This is a genomic window from Zwartia hollandica (assembly GCF_019923725.1).
GTDB lineage: Bacteria > Pseudomonadota > Gammaproteobacteria > Burkholderiales > Burkholderiaceae_B > Zwartia > Zwartia hollandica.
This window is the reverse complement of sequence record NZ_JAHXRI010000007.1, coordinates 351,157-367,005: the sequence shown is the minus strand read 5'-3', so window position 1 is coordinate 367,005 and position 15,849 is coordinate 351,157. Positions and strand designations below refer to the sequence as shown.

General features: G+C 53.4%; 15 protein-coding genes. 7 read left to right on the top strand and 8 right to left on the bottom strand.

Annotated features, from left to right (window positions below):
* Nucleotides 1-30: 30 nt before the first annotated feature.
* The 3 genes from KZZ10_RS09835 to KZZ10_RS09825 are packed head-to-tail and all read right to left on the bottom strand — an operon-like array spanning nt 31 to nt 3,236.
* Nucleotides 31-2,181 carry an alpha/beta hydrolase domain-containing protein gene (locus tag KZZ10_RS09835; RefSeq protein WP_259661338.1) on the bottom strand — a complete coding sequence of 717 codons (2,151 nt, stop codon included), beginning with the start codon at nt 2,179-2,181 and terminating at the stop codon, nt 31-33.
* 19 nt (nt 2,182-2,200) lie between these two features.
* On the bottom strand, nt 2,201-2,758 hold the full coding sequence (locus tag KZZ10_RS09830) for a phosphorylase family protein (RefSeq protein WP_259661337.1): 558 nt from the start codon (nt 2,756-2,758) through the stop codon (nt 2,201-2,203).
* Between the two features lie 37 nt (nt 2,759-2,795).
* Nucleotides 2,796-3,236 carry a PaaI family thioesterase gene (locus tag KZZ10_RS09825; protein ID WP_259661336.1) on the bottom strand — a complete coding sequence of 147 codons (441 nt, stop codon included), beginning with the start codon at nt 3,234-3,236 and terminating at the stop codon, nt 2,796-2,798.
* Nucleotides 3,237-3,351: 115 nt separating this feature from the next.
* Between KZZ10_RS09825 and KZZ10_RS09820 the strand changes: the two genes are divergently transcribed.
* The 5 genes from KZZ10_RS09820 (at nt 3,352) to KZZ10_RS09800 (ending at nt 8,211) form a co-directional block, all read left to right on the top strand.
* Nucleotides 3,352-4,578, top strand: coding sequence for a serine hydrolase domain-containing protein (locus KZZ10_RS09820; protein WP_259661335.1), 1,227 nt, complete (start codon nt 3,352-3,354; stop codon nt 4,576-4,578).
* Entirely contained in the window at nt 4,575-5,636 is a 1,062-nt protein-coding gene (locus KZZ10_RS09815) for an Ldh family oxidoreductase (protein WP_259661334.1), read from the top strand. The genes KZZ10_RS09820 and KZZ10_RS09815 overlap by 4 nt, the downstream gene beginning before the upstream one ends.
* A 13-nt stretch (nt 5,637-5,649) precedes the next feature.
* The gene (locus tag KZZ10_RS09810) at nt 5,650-6,018 is read left to right on the top strand and encodes a cupin domain-containing protein (RefSeq protein WP_259661333.1); all 369 of its coding nucleotides are present in this window, start codon (nt 5,650-5,652) and stop codon (nt 6,016-6,018) included.
* Entirely contained in the window at nt 6,015-7,085 is a 1,071-nt protein-coding gene (locus tag KZZ10_RS09805) for an alpha/beta hydrolase family protein (protein WP_259661332.1), read from the top strand. Before KZZ10_RS09810 ends, KZZ10_RS09805 begins: the two co-directional genes overlap by 4 nt.
* A gap of 64 nt (nt 7,086-7,149) precedes the next feature.
* A complete protein-coding gene (locus KZZ10_RS09800; RefSeq protein WP_259661331.1) occupies nt 7,150-8,211 on the top strand; it encodes an isocitrate/isopropylmalate dehydrogenase family protein in 1,062 nt (353 codons plus the stop codon).
* A gap of 76 nt (nt 8,212-8,287) precedes the next feature.
* Here KZZ10_RS09800 and KZZ10_RS09795 read toward each other — a convergent pair whose 3' ends face one another.
* Complete coding sequence (locus tag KZZ10_RS09795; RefSeq protein WP_259661330.1) at nt 8,288-9,271, bottom strand: Bug family tripartite tricarboxylate transporter substrate binding protein; 984 nt, start codon at nt 9,269-9,271, stop codon at nt 8,288-8,290.
* A gap of 130 nt (nt 9,272-9,401) precedes the next feature.
* Here KZZ10_RS09795 and KZZ10_RS09790 point away from each other — a divergent pair, with 130 nt between their 5' ends.
* Nucleotides 9,402-10,400, top strand: a complete 999-nt coding sequence (locus KZZ10_RS09790) for a dihydrodipicolinate synthase family protein (RefSeq protein ID WP_259661329.1) — start codon at nt 9,402-9,404, stop codon at nt 10,398-10,400.
* Nucleotides 10,401-10,456: 56 nt separating this feature from the next.
* Nucleotides 10,457-11,170: a ribonuclease activity regulator RraA gene (locus KZZ10_RS09785; protein ID WP_375372555.1), complete on the top strand. Its 714-nt coding sequence runs from the start codon at nt 10,457-10,459 to the stop codon at nt 11,168-11,170.
* A gap of 6 nt (nt 11,171-11,176) precedes the next feature.
* Here the strand turns inward: KZZ10_RS09785 and KZZ10_RS09780 are convergent, their stop codons facing one another.
* The 4 genes from KZZ10_RS09780 to KZZ10_RS09765 are packed head-to-tail and all read right to left on the bottom strand — an operon-like array spanning nt 11,177 to nt 15,849.
* Entirely contained in the window at nt 11,177-11,998 is an 822-nt protein-coding gene (locus KZZ10_RS09780) for a phosphatase PAP2 family protein (protein WP_259661328.1), read from the bottom strand.
* The gene (locus tag KZZ10_RS09775; protein ID WP_259661327.1) at nt 11,995-13,242 is read right to left on the bottom strand and encodes a glycosyltransferase family 9 protein; all 1,248 of its coding nucleotides are present in this window, start codon (nt 13,240-13,242) and stop codon (nt 11,995-11,997) included. The genes KZZ10_RS09780 and KZZ10_RS09775 overlap by 4 nt, the downstream gene beginning before the upstream one ends.
* Before the next feature lie 11 nt (nt 13,243-13,253).
* Nucleotides 13,254-14,303, bottom strand: coding sequence for a lysylphosphatidylglycerol synthase transmembrane domain-containing protein (locus KZZ10_RS09770; protein ID WP_259661326.1), 1,050 nt, complete (start codon nt 14,301-14,303; stop codon nt 13,254-13,256).
* A gap of 10 nt (nt 14,304-14,313) precedes the next feature.
* A complete protein-coding gene (locus tag KZZ10_RS09765) occupies nt 14,314-15,849 on the bottom strand; it encodes a glycosyltransferase family 39 protein (RefSeq protein WP_259661325.1) in 1,536 nt (511 codons plus the stop codon).

The window sequence follows — 15,849 nt, the reverse complement described above, 5'->3', positions numbered from 1 at the left end:
CGAGTGATGACACCCCTGAATGTTGATGCACTAACGTAAAACTTTACTGGCGCGCGCTTGCTCGATTAACTGTGTTGCATCAATCGGGAGCAGGAATCCTTCTTTCACGGCACGCTCGGTGCCTTTGATCAAGGCGGCAACATATCCCTCGTGTGATCCGTAGCGCTCTTCTAGCGACAATCTTGGGTCGTTAGTCGCCGTCCGTTCGGCCGCTGTACGGGCAAAGGGAATCATCCCTCCGACGTAGTTGCAGATTTGTCCCTTGTGAAACGGTTTATCTCCGTCAGCAGTAATGTTCCAGCCGAGATAAGTTCCAAGCGGCGCATCGAGCAAAGCGACCGGCACACCACCAAGCTCGTTACCATCCTGATCTACTTTGGGTGCGTACATCTTGAGGACTTGCTTGACTGGAGGTGGTGCATTGGTGGGAATGCCCGAGCCATCTAACGCGTTGAACTGGGGGCCCCAATCGTAATCCAGCACCGGCATGATGAAGTCGGCTTCAGGGACCGTGGGCCGCAGACCTGGCAGCGTCGGGAACCCAATGTCCTGTTTGTTCGCTAAAGCCAGCGTTCCAGACTTCTGCCCTGGTTGCGCGGCCAGAGTCGGATAGCGGCTAGGAGGCGGCTCGATTCCTTTCATGACCCAGTTGCGAAAGTGCACGCGAATTGCATTCACTGTTTGGGTGTGCGGCACAGGATTGCTCGGTAAGATTCCCATCCCGAAGTTGTTGCCAGGGCATGTTGTTGGTGTTTTGGCCAAACCCACGCCAGGCAAGCTTGTATCGAAGCCTCCTGCACCACCGCCATGATGACTGCTAGCAATGTAATACCGTCTGACAGAGTTGGGGAGTGGTAAATCGGTTTTGCCATCCGTGCCCACCCACTCCGGAGTAAGTTTCAAAGCCCAGACCTCGGCCGAACCAAAATGCTCGACAACTTTAGGGCATGTGTCAGAAGCGGTACAGCGGCCCAAAATTCCAGCTGAAGGCAGGCCTCGCACAGGATCAGGGTGCGGCAGCCACCATTGTGGACCTTCGCTGCCGGCCTGATAGAGTTCCAGCACGCCATCAGCTTGGGCCCAACGGAAATTCAACGCGATACGACGACCCGCGATAATCGGCCAGATGCCATCGTGCACCTTGCCGCCTTGCTCGGCTTGGTTAAAACCCAAATGCAGCCAGCCGCGCAAGAAGTTTCCGGATTGGGATACCCCTCGACCAATACTGTGCTTTACGACACCAGCGATGGGATTGGCTGTTCCTGCATCATCCTTTGCGGCGGTTTTGAAAAAGTGTCCCAGATCTCGCCATGCAGCAAACCCGATGCCGAGTACATAGGGATCGGCAGCCGTAAAGACGACTTGGTAGAGACGTTTTGGGTCATAGCCATCTTTTAAACAGATCTGGGTTGCGTCTGGTGTGCCGGGGAAAGGATTCTTCTCATCGCACTTGGCCCATGCCCAATCACTATCAGCGATGCGCACCTCGTCAATAACTTGCCCGTGCATGGTTTCGCCCCCTCTGGACGTCAGTTTCGCCTTGCTCGTATCAAGTGAAACGGGTTTGTAGGGTAGGGGGTTGCTTTGAACAATGAGTGCTTGAGAGGCCTTGCCCGAGCGGTTGACGATGCGTCCAAAGACTTCACCTGTGACTGGGTCGCCGTTAGGTTGGCGTGCGACGGGAACTTGTAAGAACTGACCCGTTTTGGAGGAGTTGGTGGGACGAACGCGCGTGTTGCCGCTGTTATCACCTTGCCAGGCGGTCGCGATCATGATGTCGCCTAGCGCTTGCTCTCGCGGTGAAAATGCGTAGACGCGTCCGCGATTAGGGACATCGTGCCACATTAGGCCGCTAGCGGTTTTAAGATCAACGGGTTTGTGAATAACGAATGAGGCGACGTAGCGAACCTTACCGTCTGGATCTTTGGCCAGTTCAATATCTTGGATGATTGCGTTGTGTGGTTTGTTGGGATCGAGCTCACCAAAAGCGCGCCCAGAAATAATTTCGTAGGTGATATTGGATTGGTCTCCAGGGTGTTTGCTGCTGATTGCTGGCATCGCGACGGTTTCGTCGATGACAATTTTTGTCACGCGGGCTTGGGTAGGAGCGGCGAGTGCGAGGGTGACTGCGCCTACAAGTGATACGTGCCTAATTAACGCGTTTTGTTTTAATTTTTGCATGTTGTCTCCCTATGATTTTTTAATAGTTTGAACGCAGGTGCTCTAGAAATAATTCTTCACCATGGTTCACTTTTGTATTCCAATCTGACGCTGAATCTTCATTCGTGTGATCGGTCACATATTTCAGTGAGGTCCAAGGCAGACCATGCGCGAACGCAACTGCTGCAATGGCGTAAAGCTCCATATCGACGACATCGACCCCTTGCTCATCAAGCCAGGGGTCTTTGGCCGTGACAAAGCTGTCTCCTGTGGCGCATGTATGTTGTCCGGATTCCGCAAAATACTCGTATGGACGTTCGCAAAAGGGTACGCGTCCACGCGGCGAGAGAGGCTCTGCAATCATGTCGCGTTGTATGACGCGATTGATCTCAAGTAGTCCAGACAGATGAGGCTTGACCGACCCCACCGTTCCAAAGTTAATAATACGTTCTGGTTTGTATTGTTCAATCGCTTTGAGCGTCACCATTGTTGCATTGATTTTCCCAACGCCCGAGTACACCAACTGTGCGCCTGTCGGCAATCGTGCTTGATCGAGTTCGTTAGGCAGTGCAGTAATAATTAATGTGTTCTTTGGCATGTGGCGAGGACCATCAAGTTGCGTGTGGAGTAACCGCTCAGGCTTGTTTCGGCCAGAGAATCATTTGTGTGCAGCGAAACAAGGCAATTTTTTTTCCGGTCGCGGCATCGCTAACGATAGCATCCCACACCTGAGTGTTGCCTCCTAGGTGTTGAGCAGTTGCGGTGCACAAAATAATTTCGCCCTCGCCGCGCACGGTACCTAAGTGGTTGCTCTTGAGTTCTATCGTTGTAAAGGAGAGTGCACCAGGCGGAAGGTGTGCAACCGTCGCGTAACCACAAGTCGTATCTGCCAAGGCAATCACGCTTGCTGCATGCAAGTAGTCGTTCGGTGCGAAGTGCACCTTACGTAAGACCATTCGACTTTTAAGCGTCTTCTCAGATAGCTCAAGGATTTCGACGCCCATTAGGCCGGGTAGGTTCTCTCCACTGCGCTTATTCAACTCTTGGACGGTCATTTCGGGGCGAAGCTTAGTCATGCAGCGTATTCCTTTGGGGTGCGATGAGGGGTTTTGCCGTAAGATTATGCCGGAAGTCTGCACTATACGATGGTGCTCACTCGCGCCTCGCCCACATCAAATTTATAAAAAAATCATGACAATGTCCTCAAAGCAAACTACTTCGGCCTACACGCACCTCGCTGAGGCCGATTCTGGCCTTGTGCAAGGTCTTTCAACAACGCGTCTCGACATGATTGCAGGTGTCATGCAAGAGCAAGTTGAGGCTGATTGCTTTCCGGGTGCAGTCACAATGGTGGCGCGTCATGGCGAAATTGTGCATTATGCGGCGCACGGCTTTCTGGATGCGGCGAAATCCAAGCGTATGTCCAAAGACAGCATCTTTAGGCTTGCCTCGATGACCAAGCCGTTGGTAACCGCTGCGGCGATGATTCTGGTTGAGCGTGGTCGGATGAATATGTTCGATCCCATCGTAAAGTGGCTACCTGAGCTAAAAGATCTTAAGGTCGAGACGGCACAGGGCGACGTCCCACTCGAGCGTCCTATCTGGGTGCAGGATTTGATGCGACATACGGCGGGCTTCGTCTACGGCGGTCGGGCAGCCTCACCGCGCATCGCAAAGCTTTACACAGACCTAAATATTGAGTCACGCGAACACGACATCACGGCTCAGGACATGCTGCGTAATTTGGGGAAAATCCCTCTCGCACATCAACCTGGAAGCTTTTGGGAGTACTCGATTTCAATTGATGTGCTTGGGCTGCTCTTAGAACGGCTAGAGAATAAATCTCTCGATTTGATCGTTAAGGAGTTGCTCACGGATCCGCTTGAGATGCCAGATACGACGTGGTGGGTTGCGCCTGATCAGTTTGGTCGTGTCGCAGAAGCACTTGATAGTGATCCGCTTAAGGCAGAAATGCTTAAAGGCTATCGCCAAACGCAGAACCCTGTGGGACGTACCTATTTGCGTGGCGGTGGTGGCATGCTTGGCACGGGCCAGGACTACATGCGCTTCTTGCAAATGATGTTGAACGGGGGCGTGTTCGAAGGGCGTCGCTATTTGTCACGCAAAACGGTTGAGTACATGTTGTCGAACCATTCTGCTGGCATGGGTGGCAGCACCATCGCCAACACGGGCCCTGGCTATGGGTTCGGTTTGGGATTTGCGGTGCGGCTAGAGCAGGGTATGGGGTGGGTGCCTGGCTCCGTTGGTGATGCGATGTGGGCGGGTATTTGGGGGACGAGTTTTTGGCTTGATCCCCAAGAGAATCTTGCAGCCCTGATCATGACGCAAGGCCCTACTAGCAAGACGCACAGTCGGATGCTGTTTAAAACCTTGGTGTATGGCGCGCTAATGAAATGAGCTCAATGATTGATCCGTCGTCAGGCTTGCCGATTGCACCTAAGGTATTTAGTGCGTTTGCTGCCGCCGTCTACCGTAGCGCAGGTGTTCCAGAGGTCGATGCAGCGCTCGCGGCGGATACGTTGGTCCAGGCCGACTTGTGGGGTCATCAGTCGCACGGCATGCTCCGTCTTGGCTGGTACTACGCACGCTTGCGCTCCGGGGCCATGAAGCCGGTTACGCACACCACGCTTGCGGTCGATGCGGGTGCAATCGCCGTGATGGATGGACATGATGGTGTGGGGCAAGTGATCACGCGTCGGGCGGTTGAGGAGGCGGTGACCCGCGCAAGAAATCATGGCGTGGGCGTTGTATCGATTCGGAACTCCAATCACTTTGGTACCTGTATGTATTACACACGCATCGCGGCAGAGCAAAACTGCATCATGATGTTGATGAGTAATGCGGGACCGAATATGGCTCCGTGGGGTGGTTTGAAGAAGAAAATCGGCACGAATCCTTGGTCGATTGCCGTGCCGGGTGGTGACTATGGGCCAGTGGTCATGGACATGGCGAACTCCGGGGTTGCGCGCGGGAAGATTTATTTAGCAAACAAGCGTCGCGAGCCGATACCTGATTATTGGGCTGTCGATGCACAGGGGCGTCCTACAACCGATCCAAAAGCGGCGTTAGAAGGCTTTATCCTGCCGATGGCGGGTCACAAGGGCTACGTGATGGGCGTCATGGTTGACCTCTTGTCTGGCGTACTGTCGGGTAGCCAGTTCCTTGATACGGTACATGGGCCCTACGACCCTGTTAATCCCAGCGGTGCGGGGCATTTCATGGTGGCACTCAATGTTGCGGCTTTCATGCCAATCGCAGAGTTTCATCAGCGAATCGATGCCTACATTCGCTCGTTGAAGGACGTGCCACTCGCAGTAGGACATAAGCAGGTTTATTATCCTGGCGAGATGGAGCGTTTGGCTGACTGCGAGAATCGAGGCAAGGGTCTGCTCTTGCCTCAGGACACACTGGAAGACTTGCAGCGCGTAGGGCGCGAAGCAGGCGTACCTTTCTAATTTGGAGACCAACATGAAATTCAGCATCCAGCACGCGAAGGACAAGGCTTTTGCACATGACGGGTTACGTGAATATTTTGATTACCGTGACTTAGGTATTTTTGATGCAACGGATGGCAAAGCGGTTATGCATGTCATTCGTGCCAGTAAGGGTAGTAACGCAACCGGAGAATGGCATCGTCACGAGCTAAATTTCCAGTTTGTTTATGTATTGAAGGGTTGGGCGATTTTTGAATATGAGGGGCATGGTCAACACAAGCTCGTGGAAGGGACGTGCGTGCATCAGCCGCCGCATATCCGCCACCGCGAAATCGAACACTCGGATGACTTTGAAGTGCTTGAGATCGTCTTGCCTGGTGAGTTCAAAACCATCACCATGTGATGGCAGCGGGCGTGTTTAATGCCGATGGGACAGATCACATCGATCCGTTGCGTAGACGTGTGGTCGCGAGTGCGACTTGGGTCGCTAGCGCCATGGGGTTAAACGCGACGGTGCTTGGGCAGACTCTGGGGACGACGACTAACGGTTTAAACGTCGATCCAGACATGCTGGTGTTGATCGATCCCAAAACAAAGCGACGAATTAAGTTACGCACTCGACTTCCCGACGGCTCCGGCAAAGCGGGGTTAATCCTTTATTCGCCTGGTCTTGGTAGTGGGATCTCTAATGGTGCGGCTTGGTGCGAAGCCTGGCGGCAAGCTGGATTCGTTGTGGTCACACTCGCACACCCTGTGACTGATGATTCCCTTTGGACGATCTCACCCGGCAAGTCTTTTAAGACAAACGTTAGCGATGCGATCGCTGGACCGCAGTATGGATTGCGTGTTGCCGATTGCCGCTTCGTAATTGACTATTGCCTGGAAAAAGCAGAGTTTGCACCACGTCTTGATGCGGGGCGGATAGGATTAGCCGGACATTCTTTTGGTGCCTTAACTGCACAGTCTATCGCTGGGCAATCAGGTGGGGCTCAGTCGTTACGTGATGCACGTGTGCGCGCAGTGATTGCGTTATCGCCTACAGCGATTTCGGCAGAGCGTGCGCAAGCACTTAAGAGTGTAGACATCCCTTTCTTCTGTGTCACTGGCACGCATGACCACTATGTGACCTTTAAGAAAGGTGGGGAGTCCGTTCGTCTGGGCGTGAGCCTGGCGCAACGCGAGCTGGTGTACGAGCATCTTCCTGCCGGCGAAAAAATTCAGCTCAAACTGAACTCGGCTGATCATATGAGTTTTGCGGGTGAAGCTGTTGATACCCAAAGCTTTAGTCGTGATGTCTCAGTCACAAGTGAGACGAATGCGCAGATTTGGGAGCGCGTGAGCATGACGACAAGTCTGTTCTGGCGGTTTTATCTTGATGGGCCCCAGCTATCGGGCATTCAAACGCGTCAAGAGCTGGAGCAGCAGATGCGTCAGCTGATTGGTCCGTCTGATGAGTTGAAGTTTGGTTGAACGTGTTGGCAAGGGTACTTATCTTTGCTATATAAACGGTATTCACTTTAAAGAGAGATTGTTCATGAAAATTATTGTCCTGCCAGGTGATGGCATTGGTGCAGAGACGGTCTCTGTCGCGGTAGAGGCCCTCGAACTTGTTTCTAAGAAATTCAAACTTAACTTGAATTTGCATCATGACATCGCAGGCCATGAGAGCTTGATTAAGCATGGGACCACGATTCATGCGGGTTTACTTGATGCTGTCAAAAATGCAGATGGCTTGATACTCGGGCCAATGTCTACCTATGACTTCAAAGATGAATCTAAGGGCGAGATTAATCCATCAAAGTTTTTTCGTAAAAGCTTAGATCTCTTCGCCAATATTCGTCCGGCCAAGACCTTTCCAGGTAGTGGCGCAGTGCATAAGCCACTGGACCTCGTCGTCGTACGTGAAAACACCGAAGGCTTCTATGCTGATCGCAACGTAGAGTCTGGTGGCAGTGAGATGCTCATTACTTCTGACGTTGTGGTTTCGCTCAGACGCATTACGCGTCAGTGCTGCGAGCGCATCGCTCGCGCAGCATTTGAGCTGGCCATGACGCGACGCAAGCACGTGACGGTCGTGCATAAGGCAAACGTACTGCGTTTAGGGGATGGGATGTTCATTGACTCTTGCCGCTTAATTGGCAAGGAGTTTCCTGAAGTCCAAATCGAAGAAATCATTGTGGATGCAATGATGGCGCACGTGGTGCGTACGCCTGAGCGCTATGACGTGATCGTCACCACAAATATGTTCGGCGATATTCTGTCGGATCTGACGGCTGAGCTTTCAGGTAGTTTGGGTATGGCAGCCTCGATCAATGCCGGCGTGAACTATGCGATGGCACAGGCTGCGCATGGCTCTGCACCGGATATCGCAGGTAAAAATATTGCCAATCCTTTTTCTCAGGTCTGGTCTGCAGCGATGCTCTTAAACTGGTTTGGTCAGCGCAAGGGACGTCCCGAGTTTACACAGGCCGCACAAGTGCTAGAGACTGCGGTCGCAGGGGCTGTCGCAGCTGGCGAGTCCACCAAAGACGTGGGCGGTAAGCTGGGAACTAAAGAGACTGGTCAAGCGCTAATGGCACGTCTAGCGAAAGTGTAATTCGCTTGGTTTTAATGAGAAAGGCTGATCCCTACAGGGGATCAGCCTTTCTCTTTTTAGGGCTGTGTGCGTCGCGTTATTGCATGACGATGTTCGCAGCCTTGGCGATCGCTTGGTTCTCTTCGAAATCCTTCTTTACGTAGGCGGCGAAGGCCGAGCGATCCAGCGTGATGATGTCCACGCCAAGGCTATTGAAACGCTCTTTCACGCTTTGTTGTTGCATTGTTTTCTGAAGCGCTGCAGCGAGTTTTTCTACGACTGCAGTAGGCATGCCGGCCGGTCCGAAAATCCCTGTGTAAGTCACCATATCGAAATCTTTGATACCTAACTCTTCAAAGGTGGGTACGTTGGGTAAGAGGGGCGAGCGGGTTTTTCCCGTCTGAGCCAAGGGAATGATCGCGCCGCTCTTGATATGGGAGATCGAGGCGGTCAGTTGATCCATCATGGTCTCGATTTGTCCGCCAACCAGATCGATTAGGGCCGGGCCGCTGCCTTTGTATGGGATATGGTTGAGCTTGACGCCCATACGCAAGGCCAGCATTTCAAGTGCGAGATGCTGACTTGAGCCATTTCCTGCCGACCCGACTGAAATTTGCTCTTTGCCTGCTTTGGCCTTGGCGGCAAAGTCTGCAAAGGTTTTCATGTTCCCTTTAGCGGTCGCACTGAGAACGATCGGTACGGCGTGGATTGGTCCGATAACGGTAAGGTCTTTGACGGGGTTGTAGGGTGGGGCGGCAACGAGTGCAGGTGCAACCGAGACGGAGCCGCTAGAACCAAGTAGCAACGTGTAGCCGTCCGGGGTCGATTTCACGACGCCTGTGGAGCCAATAAAGCCACCTGCGCCTGGTTTGTTCTCAACAATCACTTGTTGACCCAGAATTTCGGAAAGGGAGGGAGCGACGGCGCGCGCGGTGATATCAACGTTTCCGCCGGGCGCCCAGGGCACGACGAGTTTGATGGGCTGCTTTGGAAAGTCTTGTGCTTGTGCCGCCGGTGCCAGGGCCGCACCGATCGAGGCGAAGACCAGCGTCAAAATAGGCAAATTTTTTGTTAGTTTCATTCCTAGCTCCGATCTGTTGGATTTCATTGCATGCACTCATCTTGAGGATGGCTTAGACTATTGGTTTTGCTGTGCCGTGACAAGAGCTTTATCGCCCTAGTGTGTGCTATGTTACAGCGCAATTATTGTGATGAATACCTTGCCCGAACGAGGGGCATTTCGCCCGAACCAAGGACTGATTGTGAACACGAACGTTAATGCTTTTAATCCCTCAGCAGATGGGGTTTATTTGATTACTGTCACACCGTTTAAAGACGGAGGTGAACTTGATCTGGCGAGTACAGATCGCATGGTGGATTTTTGTCTTGAACGCGGTGTGACGGGGCTGACGATTCTTGGCATTATGGGCGAGGCGACCAAGTTGACCGCTGAGGAATCTCGTGTTTTTGTCAAACAAGTGCTTGCCCGTGTGCAGGGTAAGGTACCGGTGGTGGTTGGTGCGTCTGCAGCAGGCTTTGCTCCCATGGGCGAGCTCACGAAAAGTGTGATGGATATGGGTGCGTCGGGTGTGATGGTCGCTCCCGCAGCCGGTTTACGCACAGATGATCAGATAAGCAGCTATTTTGATATGGTCAACGAGACCTTGGGATCCGATGTCCCTTGGTGTTTACAGGATCACCCCACATCAACGGGCGTGCAAATGTCGACGGCGGTGGTGATGCGGATTCTGAAGAACTCACCGCGATGTGTCATGCTCAAGCACGAAGATTGGCCTGGTCTGGGTAAGTTATCTGCCGTCTGCCAGGCAATACAAAAGGGCGACCTGCAAAAGATTTCGATTTTGACTGGCAATGGTGGTGGTTTGTTTTTGCCAGAAGAGCTCGTGCGCGGGGCGAATGGAGCCATGACTGGTTTTGCCTATCCTGAAATGATGGTTGATGTCTGCAAAGCCTTTGCCGCCGGGGATGTCGAGCGTGCCTTCGATATCTTTGATTGCTATTTGCCCTTGGCCAAGTACGAGCAGCAGGCCGGCGTTGGACTGGCTGTGCGTAAACATATTCTCGCCCAGCGTGGGGCGATTGCTTCGGCCGCGATACGCAAGCCTGGTCCCAAGCTTAGCGCTCAGGACATTGCAGATATTGCACGCTTAACGACACGACAGGAAAAGAAGCTCGCTGCCTTGAAATAGTTGGCCTGTTTGTTTACCTATTCCCTAGTTTTATTTAACGCATTCGGAGACCCTTTATGGTCAATATGCAACTCGATCCAAAAGTAAAAGACATTCTCGCCGCAATTTCTACCGCGACACTCACCACCGTACTGCTCAAGAAAGGTTTGCGCAATGTGTGGATGCGCGGCACAAAGCCCATTCGTAGTGGTCAGCCTCGACTTGTTGCCCGCGCCTTTACTTTGCGGTTTGTACCCGCACGTGAAGACCTTGCGACACCGGAGTCCTGGTCTTCGCCGAAATCGACACGTGGCGCCATCGAAGATATGCCTGAAGGCTGTATCGCGGTTGTGGACTCGATGGGTGTGCAGGACGCTGGCATTTTCGGAGATATTCTCTGCGCGCGTATGGCTAAGAAAAATGTTGCTGCGCTGGTGACCGATGGTGTGGTGCGCGACCTAGCGGGTGTCTTGGGCACAGGTTTGCCAGTTTGGTGTTCAGGCGCTGCGGCACCGCCATCTGTTGCAGGCTTGACCTTTGTGGATTGGCAACAGCCCATCGGTTGTGGTGGCGTTGCGGTGTTTCCTGGCGATGTAGTGGTTGTTGATGATGACGGTGCTGTGCTGATTCCTGCCGCACTGCTCGACGACGTCGTCGCGAGCGCAGCATCTCAAGAGGCGCTAGAAGTGTGGATTATGAAGCAAGTTGAAAATGGGCAGGCTTTGCCTGGTTTGTACCCACCGAACGCAGAGAATTTGGCGCGGTACAAAGCGGAAACGGGTCAGAAGTAATCTTTCTTAGTTAAGCTGTTTGGCGAGGCGAAAGCTTCGCCAAACAAATATCGTGACACTTGCGATCGCAATGATGGCAAAGAGATATTGAACGGGTTCGGCAATCTTGAAATCGATCTTGGTTGTGATGAGCATGTAAGCGCATAATGCTGCGCCAAACCCAATGAGTCGCATCAGCCATGATGTGTTTTGTACGACAGTATCAGGCAAGTGATTGCTGAAATGCCCTCCAAGAATCCCGCCAAAAATCCCTAACGCTGCGCCAGCAAAGACGTCTGACGGCCAGTGGGCTCCGAGCGCGATACGTGCGAATCCACCCAACGCTGCGATTAGAAATAACCACAAAAATGGTTTGCGGCGGTGACGATCCATCGCGAAGTAAATGCCCGATAAAACAGCAAAGGCAGTGAGAGTGTGTCCTGAGGGCATTGCGAAGGAGGTGAGAGGACGCTCCAGAATGTAGAAGGTGGAATGATCTAAAAGACCTGCAGGGCGCGGCATCTCAAGGACATGCTTAGGCCAGCGTGAGAGCGCGCCCGCGATTGCACCAGCAAACATGGCACCGATTAGTAACCGTGGAGCGAGGACTAGCAAGGGCGAAAGGAGCGCAAAGGCACTCCAGCCGTTGCCAAGCATATTGAAGCTGACCCACACAATGTCTGGCAAGAGACGGGCGGTGTGGTTGAGATAAAGGAAGAGACCAGGCTCTGGTAAGAAAAGCCAGCAAAGCGCCCAAATTACCAGAGGCGCCAGACACCAAAGAAAGTCCTTTTTTTGAATGGTCGCGACATGGCGCGTATGCGTGGCCGAACGCGGATGCGCTGTCATGCACGTGACGCCGTGAATTGGACAATCATTTTTTGCATCACTTGCTCGACGGTGATCGCACGCATACAGGCGTTATCTGAGCACGGTGTTTTGCGGTGGTTAGCCGCGCTGACGCAAGGTGAACAAGCGAGTTGAGCCGTGATCGGAATGGACTTGCCCAGCGACCCATATAAGGCAGGCGTCTCCGGTCCGAAGAGCACGACGGTATGTAGCCCGGTTACGGACGAGAAATGACCAGGACCTGAGTCGTTGGTCACCATGACATCTGCGAGCGTATACAACGCAGGAAGCTCTGCAAAACTTACTTGACCGGCGAAGTTCAGGGCATTGGGTACGTTGGCACCAAGTCGAACATTCTCGACGTAGGCGTGTTCGGAGGGTGATCCAGTAATGAGCACTAAGCAATCGGGCCAGTGGTTGACGAGCGCAATAATCAGCTTGGAGAAGCTCTCAGGTGCCCAGCGGCGCTGCACCAAAAGCTCGCTCGCATTGGGATTCACCAGAAGCAGCGGTTGAACCCCATGCTGAAATGGCCTCTGTGCTTGTGTGGCAAGTGTTTGAATTCGCTCCAGTACTGTTTGTTTAACACGGACATCAATCTGTGCTTGTGCGATTCGGATTGCAGAGTCTGGAATATGTACCTTGCTGAAAGGTTGCTCAGCGGAGGTCGCGAAGGCAGCGTGTATCAGTGACAAAAAGTTTTTGGCGATATGTGTGTGTGGGTTGTAGTGCACTTTGTGCGTCAGCATCGTGCCGCGCCATAGGCCTTCACCATGAAAAATATGGTATCCAACACGCCTGCGGGCACCGCATAACCCCGTCAGCAAGGCAGTGAAGCGAGAGAAGAGCTCTAAATCGATGACGGTATCAATTTTGTGCGCTCGTGCCTGCCACAGGAATTTGACTGTATCTCGGACTAAGCTAAAAACCGAACTCGAATCAATGGTGAAAACGTTGTTTGTGGGTACGGTATTGAGTAGGGTTAGGCTTGCACGGTTACTCTTGAAGATCAGAAAAAAGATTTCAGCACCCCGCGCCTGGGCATCACGCATCGCAGGATCGACAATGATGGCGCTTCCCATCTCGGAGAGTTCGATGAACAGCAAGCGACGTGGCGTGCCAGCTGGACCCTTAATCAGATAGGTGATCCAGTCCAGCAGGGCCACGAGTGGGCTAAAGAGGGCGCACAGGGGAACACCGACCCGGTGATCGATGGTGCGCATGGTGTCGACGCTTAGGCTCATGGGATCGTAGTTTAATGCTTTGTGCTCAGATCGTCTTGGCGTCGTCGCTGCAAAAGGGATATGGCACCGGGCAGATACGTCACTAGCGTCACAATCCCAAAGCTCACCGAGGCAAGCACGGTAATGCCGCTATCGACCCCCCAGAGTGCGAGGGTGGTGGACAGGGTTGCCTCTCGCAAGCCCCATCCCGAAATACTGATGGGCAGCATCATTAATAGACCGAGTGCGGGAAGGCCCACCATGAGTGCAGAGAATGGTGCTGTCGTTCCGAAGGCCTGCAAGCAACACCAAAATGCGGTGAGCGCGATCATGTGCGTGGCGATCGATATCGCCAATTGAGGCAAAACGGTCGGCCAACCAAGCGCGGTTTTGAGTCCTGGCATCGCTTCCGGCATACCGAGTTTGACGAGGATTTTTTGAATCCAAAGGCGTGTGCGCGGTGAACCCAGCATTAAACTCGCCAATGTCGCCCCAGCGATCATTGCACCCAGAGCCCACCACCCAAGGGACTCCCCCCAAGGTGCGATCATGATGCCACCAAGAATCAGGCCAAGAGCACCCAAAATATTGTTGCCAATCAGACCAAGCCCACGGTCAAGTGCCACGCTGATGAAGCCCAGGCGCAAACGCGGTGGAGCGCGGTTGAGATCGATGGGTTGGTGGAGTTCTTGCGCTAAGGTTGGTGTGCGCGCGCCAGCGGGTTGTCCGACCTGGCGCTGGCGAATGGTGCCTAGACGACTGCCCTCGACAGCGCGATAACTGTCTCCACCAATTGTGCTCGGCAGACCTTGGTTGATCAGACCACCTGCAAAATAAAGTGTGATGTAACGCGAGATAGGTTGACGCAGTCCCATGCTGCGCATAATCCATCCCCAGCGTACAACTGCGAGAAGGTTCGCCGATACAAGCAAGGCAAGCGCCAAAGCAAACCAGCCCGGTTCGATCGCAATCTTGGTCTCTCGTAAGGCTTGCCAGTCAATGTTTCTCGCCGCAAGCCACAGCAGGAGCAAGGACAAAACAATGCGTAAGTAAGGCCAGAGAGTTTTAAAGGTTTTTTTCACTGAACGACGTCTATTTTGAATTGGGGGCAGCCCCCCAGTTGCGGCAATGGTAGAAACTAAAATCTGAAATCGAACGCCCAAGTCGTTTGATGTCGAGTTGCTCAATTAAGGTACACGATTCAAAGGCACCCGCTTGAGTAGGTAAGTCAAAGCGCAATTGTGACCAGTTTACAAAAAGACTGTCTGCACCGACGGGAATTTCGCCGAACCAGAGGTCAAATTGGTCGAAACGCTTGTCCAGCACATAGACTGGGAGGGGCTGTGCATACCAGGCCATTCGGCTGGCGAGTGTCCAGTTGCGCACGGAGAGCGACGGAATGTTGTGCTGCTGGCTCAATGTCTGGGCGAGCACGCCGGCTTGATTCCAGCCCCACATATCGGCCAGTGGATTCTTTTTTCCCCAGGGGTGGTCTTGCCCGATGCCGGGGACTCCAACAAAAAAGAGCAAGGTGAATGCCAAGAGGCAGATGACGACCTGCGCACGCACGAAGGCCCGAATCCAGAACTGCTTGCCGCTTGCCCAATGGGCACCAAGAGCGTTTGCGGCGAAAGGAGTGATTGCTAGCCAAGCAGGCGCTGTCCAGTGTGGCAGACTGCCACCACCGGAGAGTGTTGCTGTAACGAAAAAAGGCAAGATAAAAAATAACGTCAAACCCGCGGCGAGCCATTTCTTTTCGCTGATGATGTCGCGCAGACAAAGATAGGCCCCGAGCACGAGCAGCGGTCCGTAGGCGACCAGTTGAATGCCCATGAAGGCCGCTAAGCGACGCAGCTTCCAGGTGCCGCCGCCGCCATGTTTTAGTTGATACGCAAAGGATACCCAGTCGTGTTGAGCATTCCAGAGGAAAACCGGCGTTACGATCAGCAGTGCGACTGCAACAGCAAGCCATGGGCCTTTTTTGCTAAGAAGGGCTATACCGTGTCTGCGCAGAAGAATCGCCATGACAGTAAGCGCCGGGATGATGGCGGTGTATTTGGAGAGACCAGCCAGTCCAAGCAATAAGCCGAGCGCCAGCCAGTGCTGAAGCGAGGTGGTTCGCGAATCTTGTGGGGCCTTTGCCAGCGCAAGTGTGCTGCGCATAATCAGCAAGGTGAGCACCATCAGCAGTGTGTCGGGTAATAAGCCGACCGCCAATACGTGCATAAGCGGTGCACAAAGGGTGAGCGCAACGGCCCAGAGACCTGCTGTTTCTTTTGCGGAAGCGGAGTAACTCCAACTCGGGACCATCGTATTGATATCGATGGCGAGCCCGCGCGCTAACAGACAGGCAATCAACCAAAGCGTCTGGGGGATAAGGCGAAGGAGGTAGTCTGGTGCGCCGAGCACCACAAATGGCCATTGAATCCACCCTACGAGTGGTGGATGGTCAAAGTAGCTCCAGTCAAGACGGACGGCATAGTAGGCGTAGTGCGCTTCATCAACGGAGAGTGTCAGCAGTGTCGCGAACACTAGGTGAACGAAGATGCCAAGTCCGAGTAGGCCTAGTAGTCGGCGATCCTGATGCCATGCAGGCGTGTGACCGACGTGAAGGTGGGCGTGTGGCAC

Coding starts and splice junctions, on each gene's coding strand:
- KZZ10_RS09835 (WP_259661338.1), bottom strand. CDS start 2,181: ATGCAAAAATTAAAACAAAACGCGTTAATTAGGCACGTATCACTTGTA.
- KZZ10_RS09815 (WP_259661334.1), top strand. CDS start 4,575: ATGAGCTCAATGATTGATCCGTCGTCAGGCTTGCCGATTGCACCTAAG.
- KZZ10_RS09790 (WP_259661329.1), top strand. CDS start 9,402: ATGAATACCTTGCCCGAACGAGGGGCATTTCGCCCGAACCAAGGACTG.
- KZZ10_RS09830 (WP_259661337.1), bottom strand. CDS start 2,758: ATGCCAAAGAACACATTAATTATTACTGCACTGCCTAACGAACTCGAT.
- KZZ10_RS09825 (WP_259661336.1), bottom strand. CDS start 3,236: ATGACTAAGCTTCGCCCCGAAATGACCGTCCAAGAGTTGAATAAGCGC.
- KZZ10_RS09800 (WP_259661331.1), top strand. CDS start 7,150: ATGAAAATTATTGTCCTGCCAGGTGATGGCATTGGTGCAGAGACGGTC.
- KZZ10_RS09785 (WP_375372555.1), top strand. CDS start 10,457: ATGGTCAATATGCAACTCGATCCAAAAGTAAAAGACATTCTCGCCGCA.
- KZZ10_RS09775 (WP_259661327.1), bottom strand. CDS start 13,242: ATGAGCCTAAGCGTCGACACCATGCGCACCATCGATCACCGGGTCGGT.
- KZZ10_RS09820 (WP_259661335.1), top strand. CDS start 3,352: ATGACAATGTCCTCAAAGCAAACTACTTCGGCCTACACGCACCTCGCT.
- KZZ10_RS09795 (WP_259661330.1), bottom strand. CDS start 9,271: ATGAAACTAACAAAAAATTTGCCTATTTTGACGCTGGTCTTCGCCTCG.
- KZZ10_RS09810 (WP_259661333.1), top strand. CDS start 5,650: ATGAAATTCAGCATCCAGCACGCGAAGGACAAGGCTTTTGCACATGAC.
- KZZ10_RS09780 (WP_259661328.1), bottom strand. CDS start 11,998: ATGACAGCGCATCCGCGTTCGGCCACGCATACGCGCCATGTCGCGACC.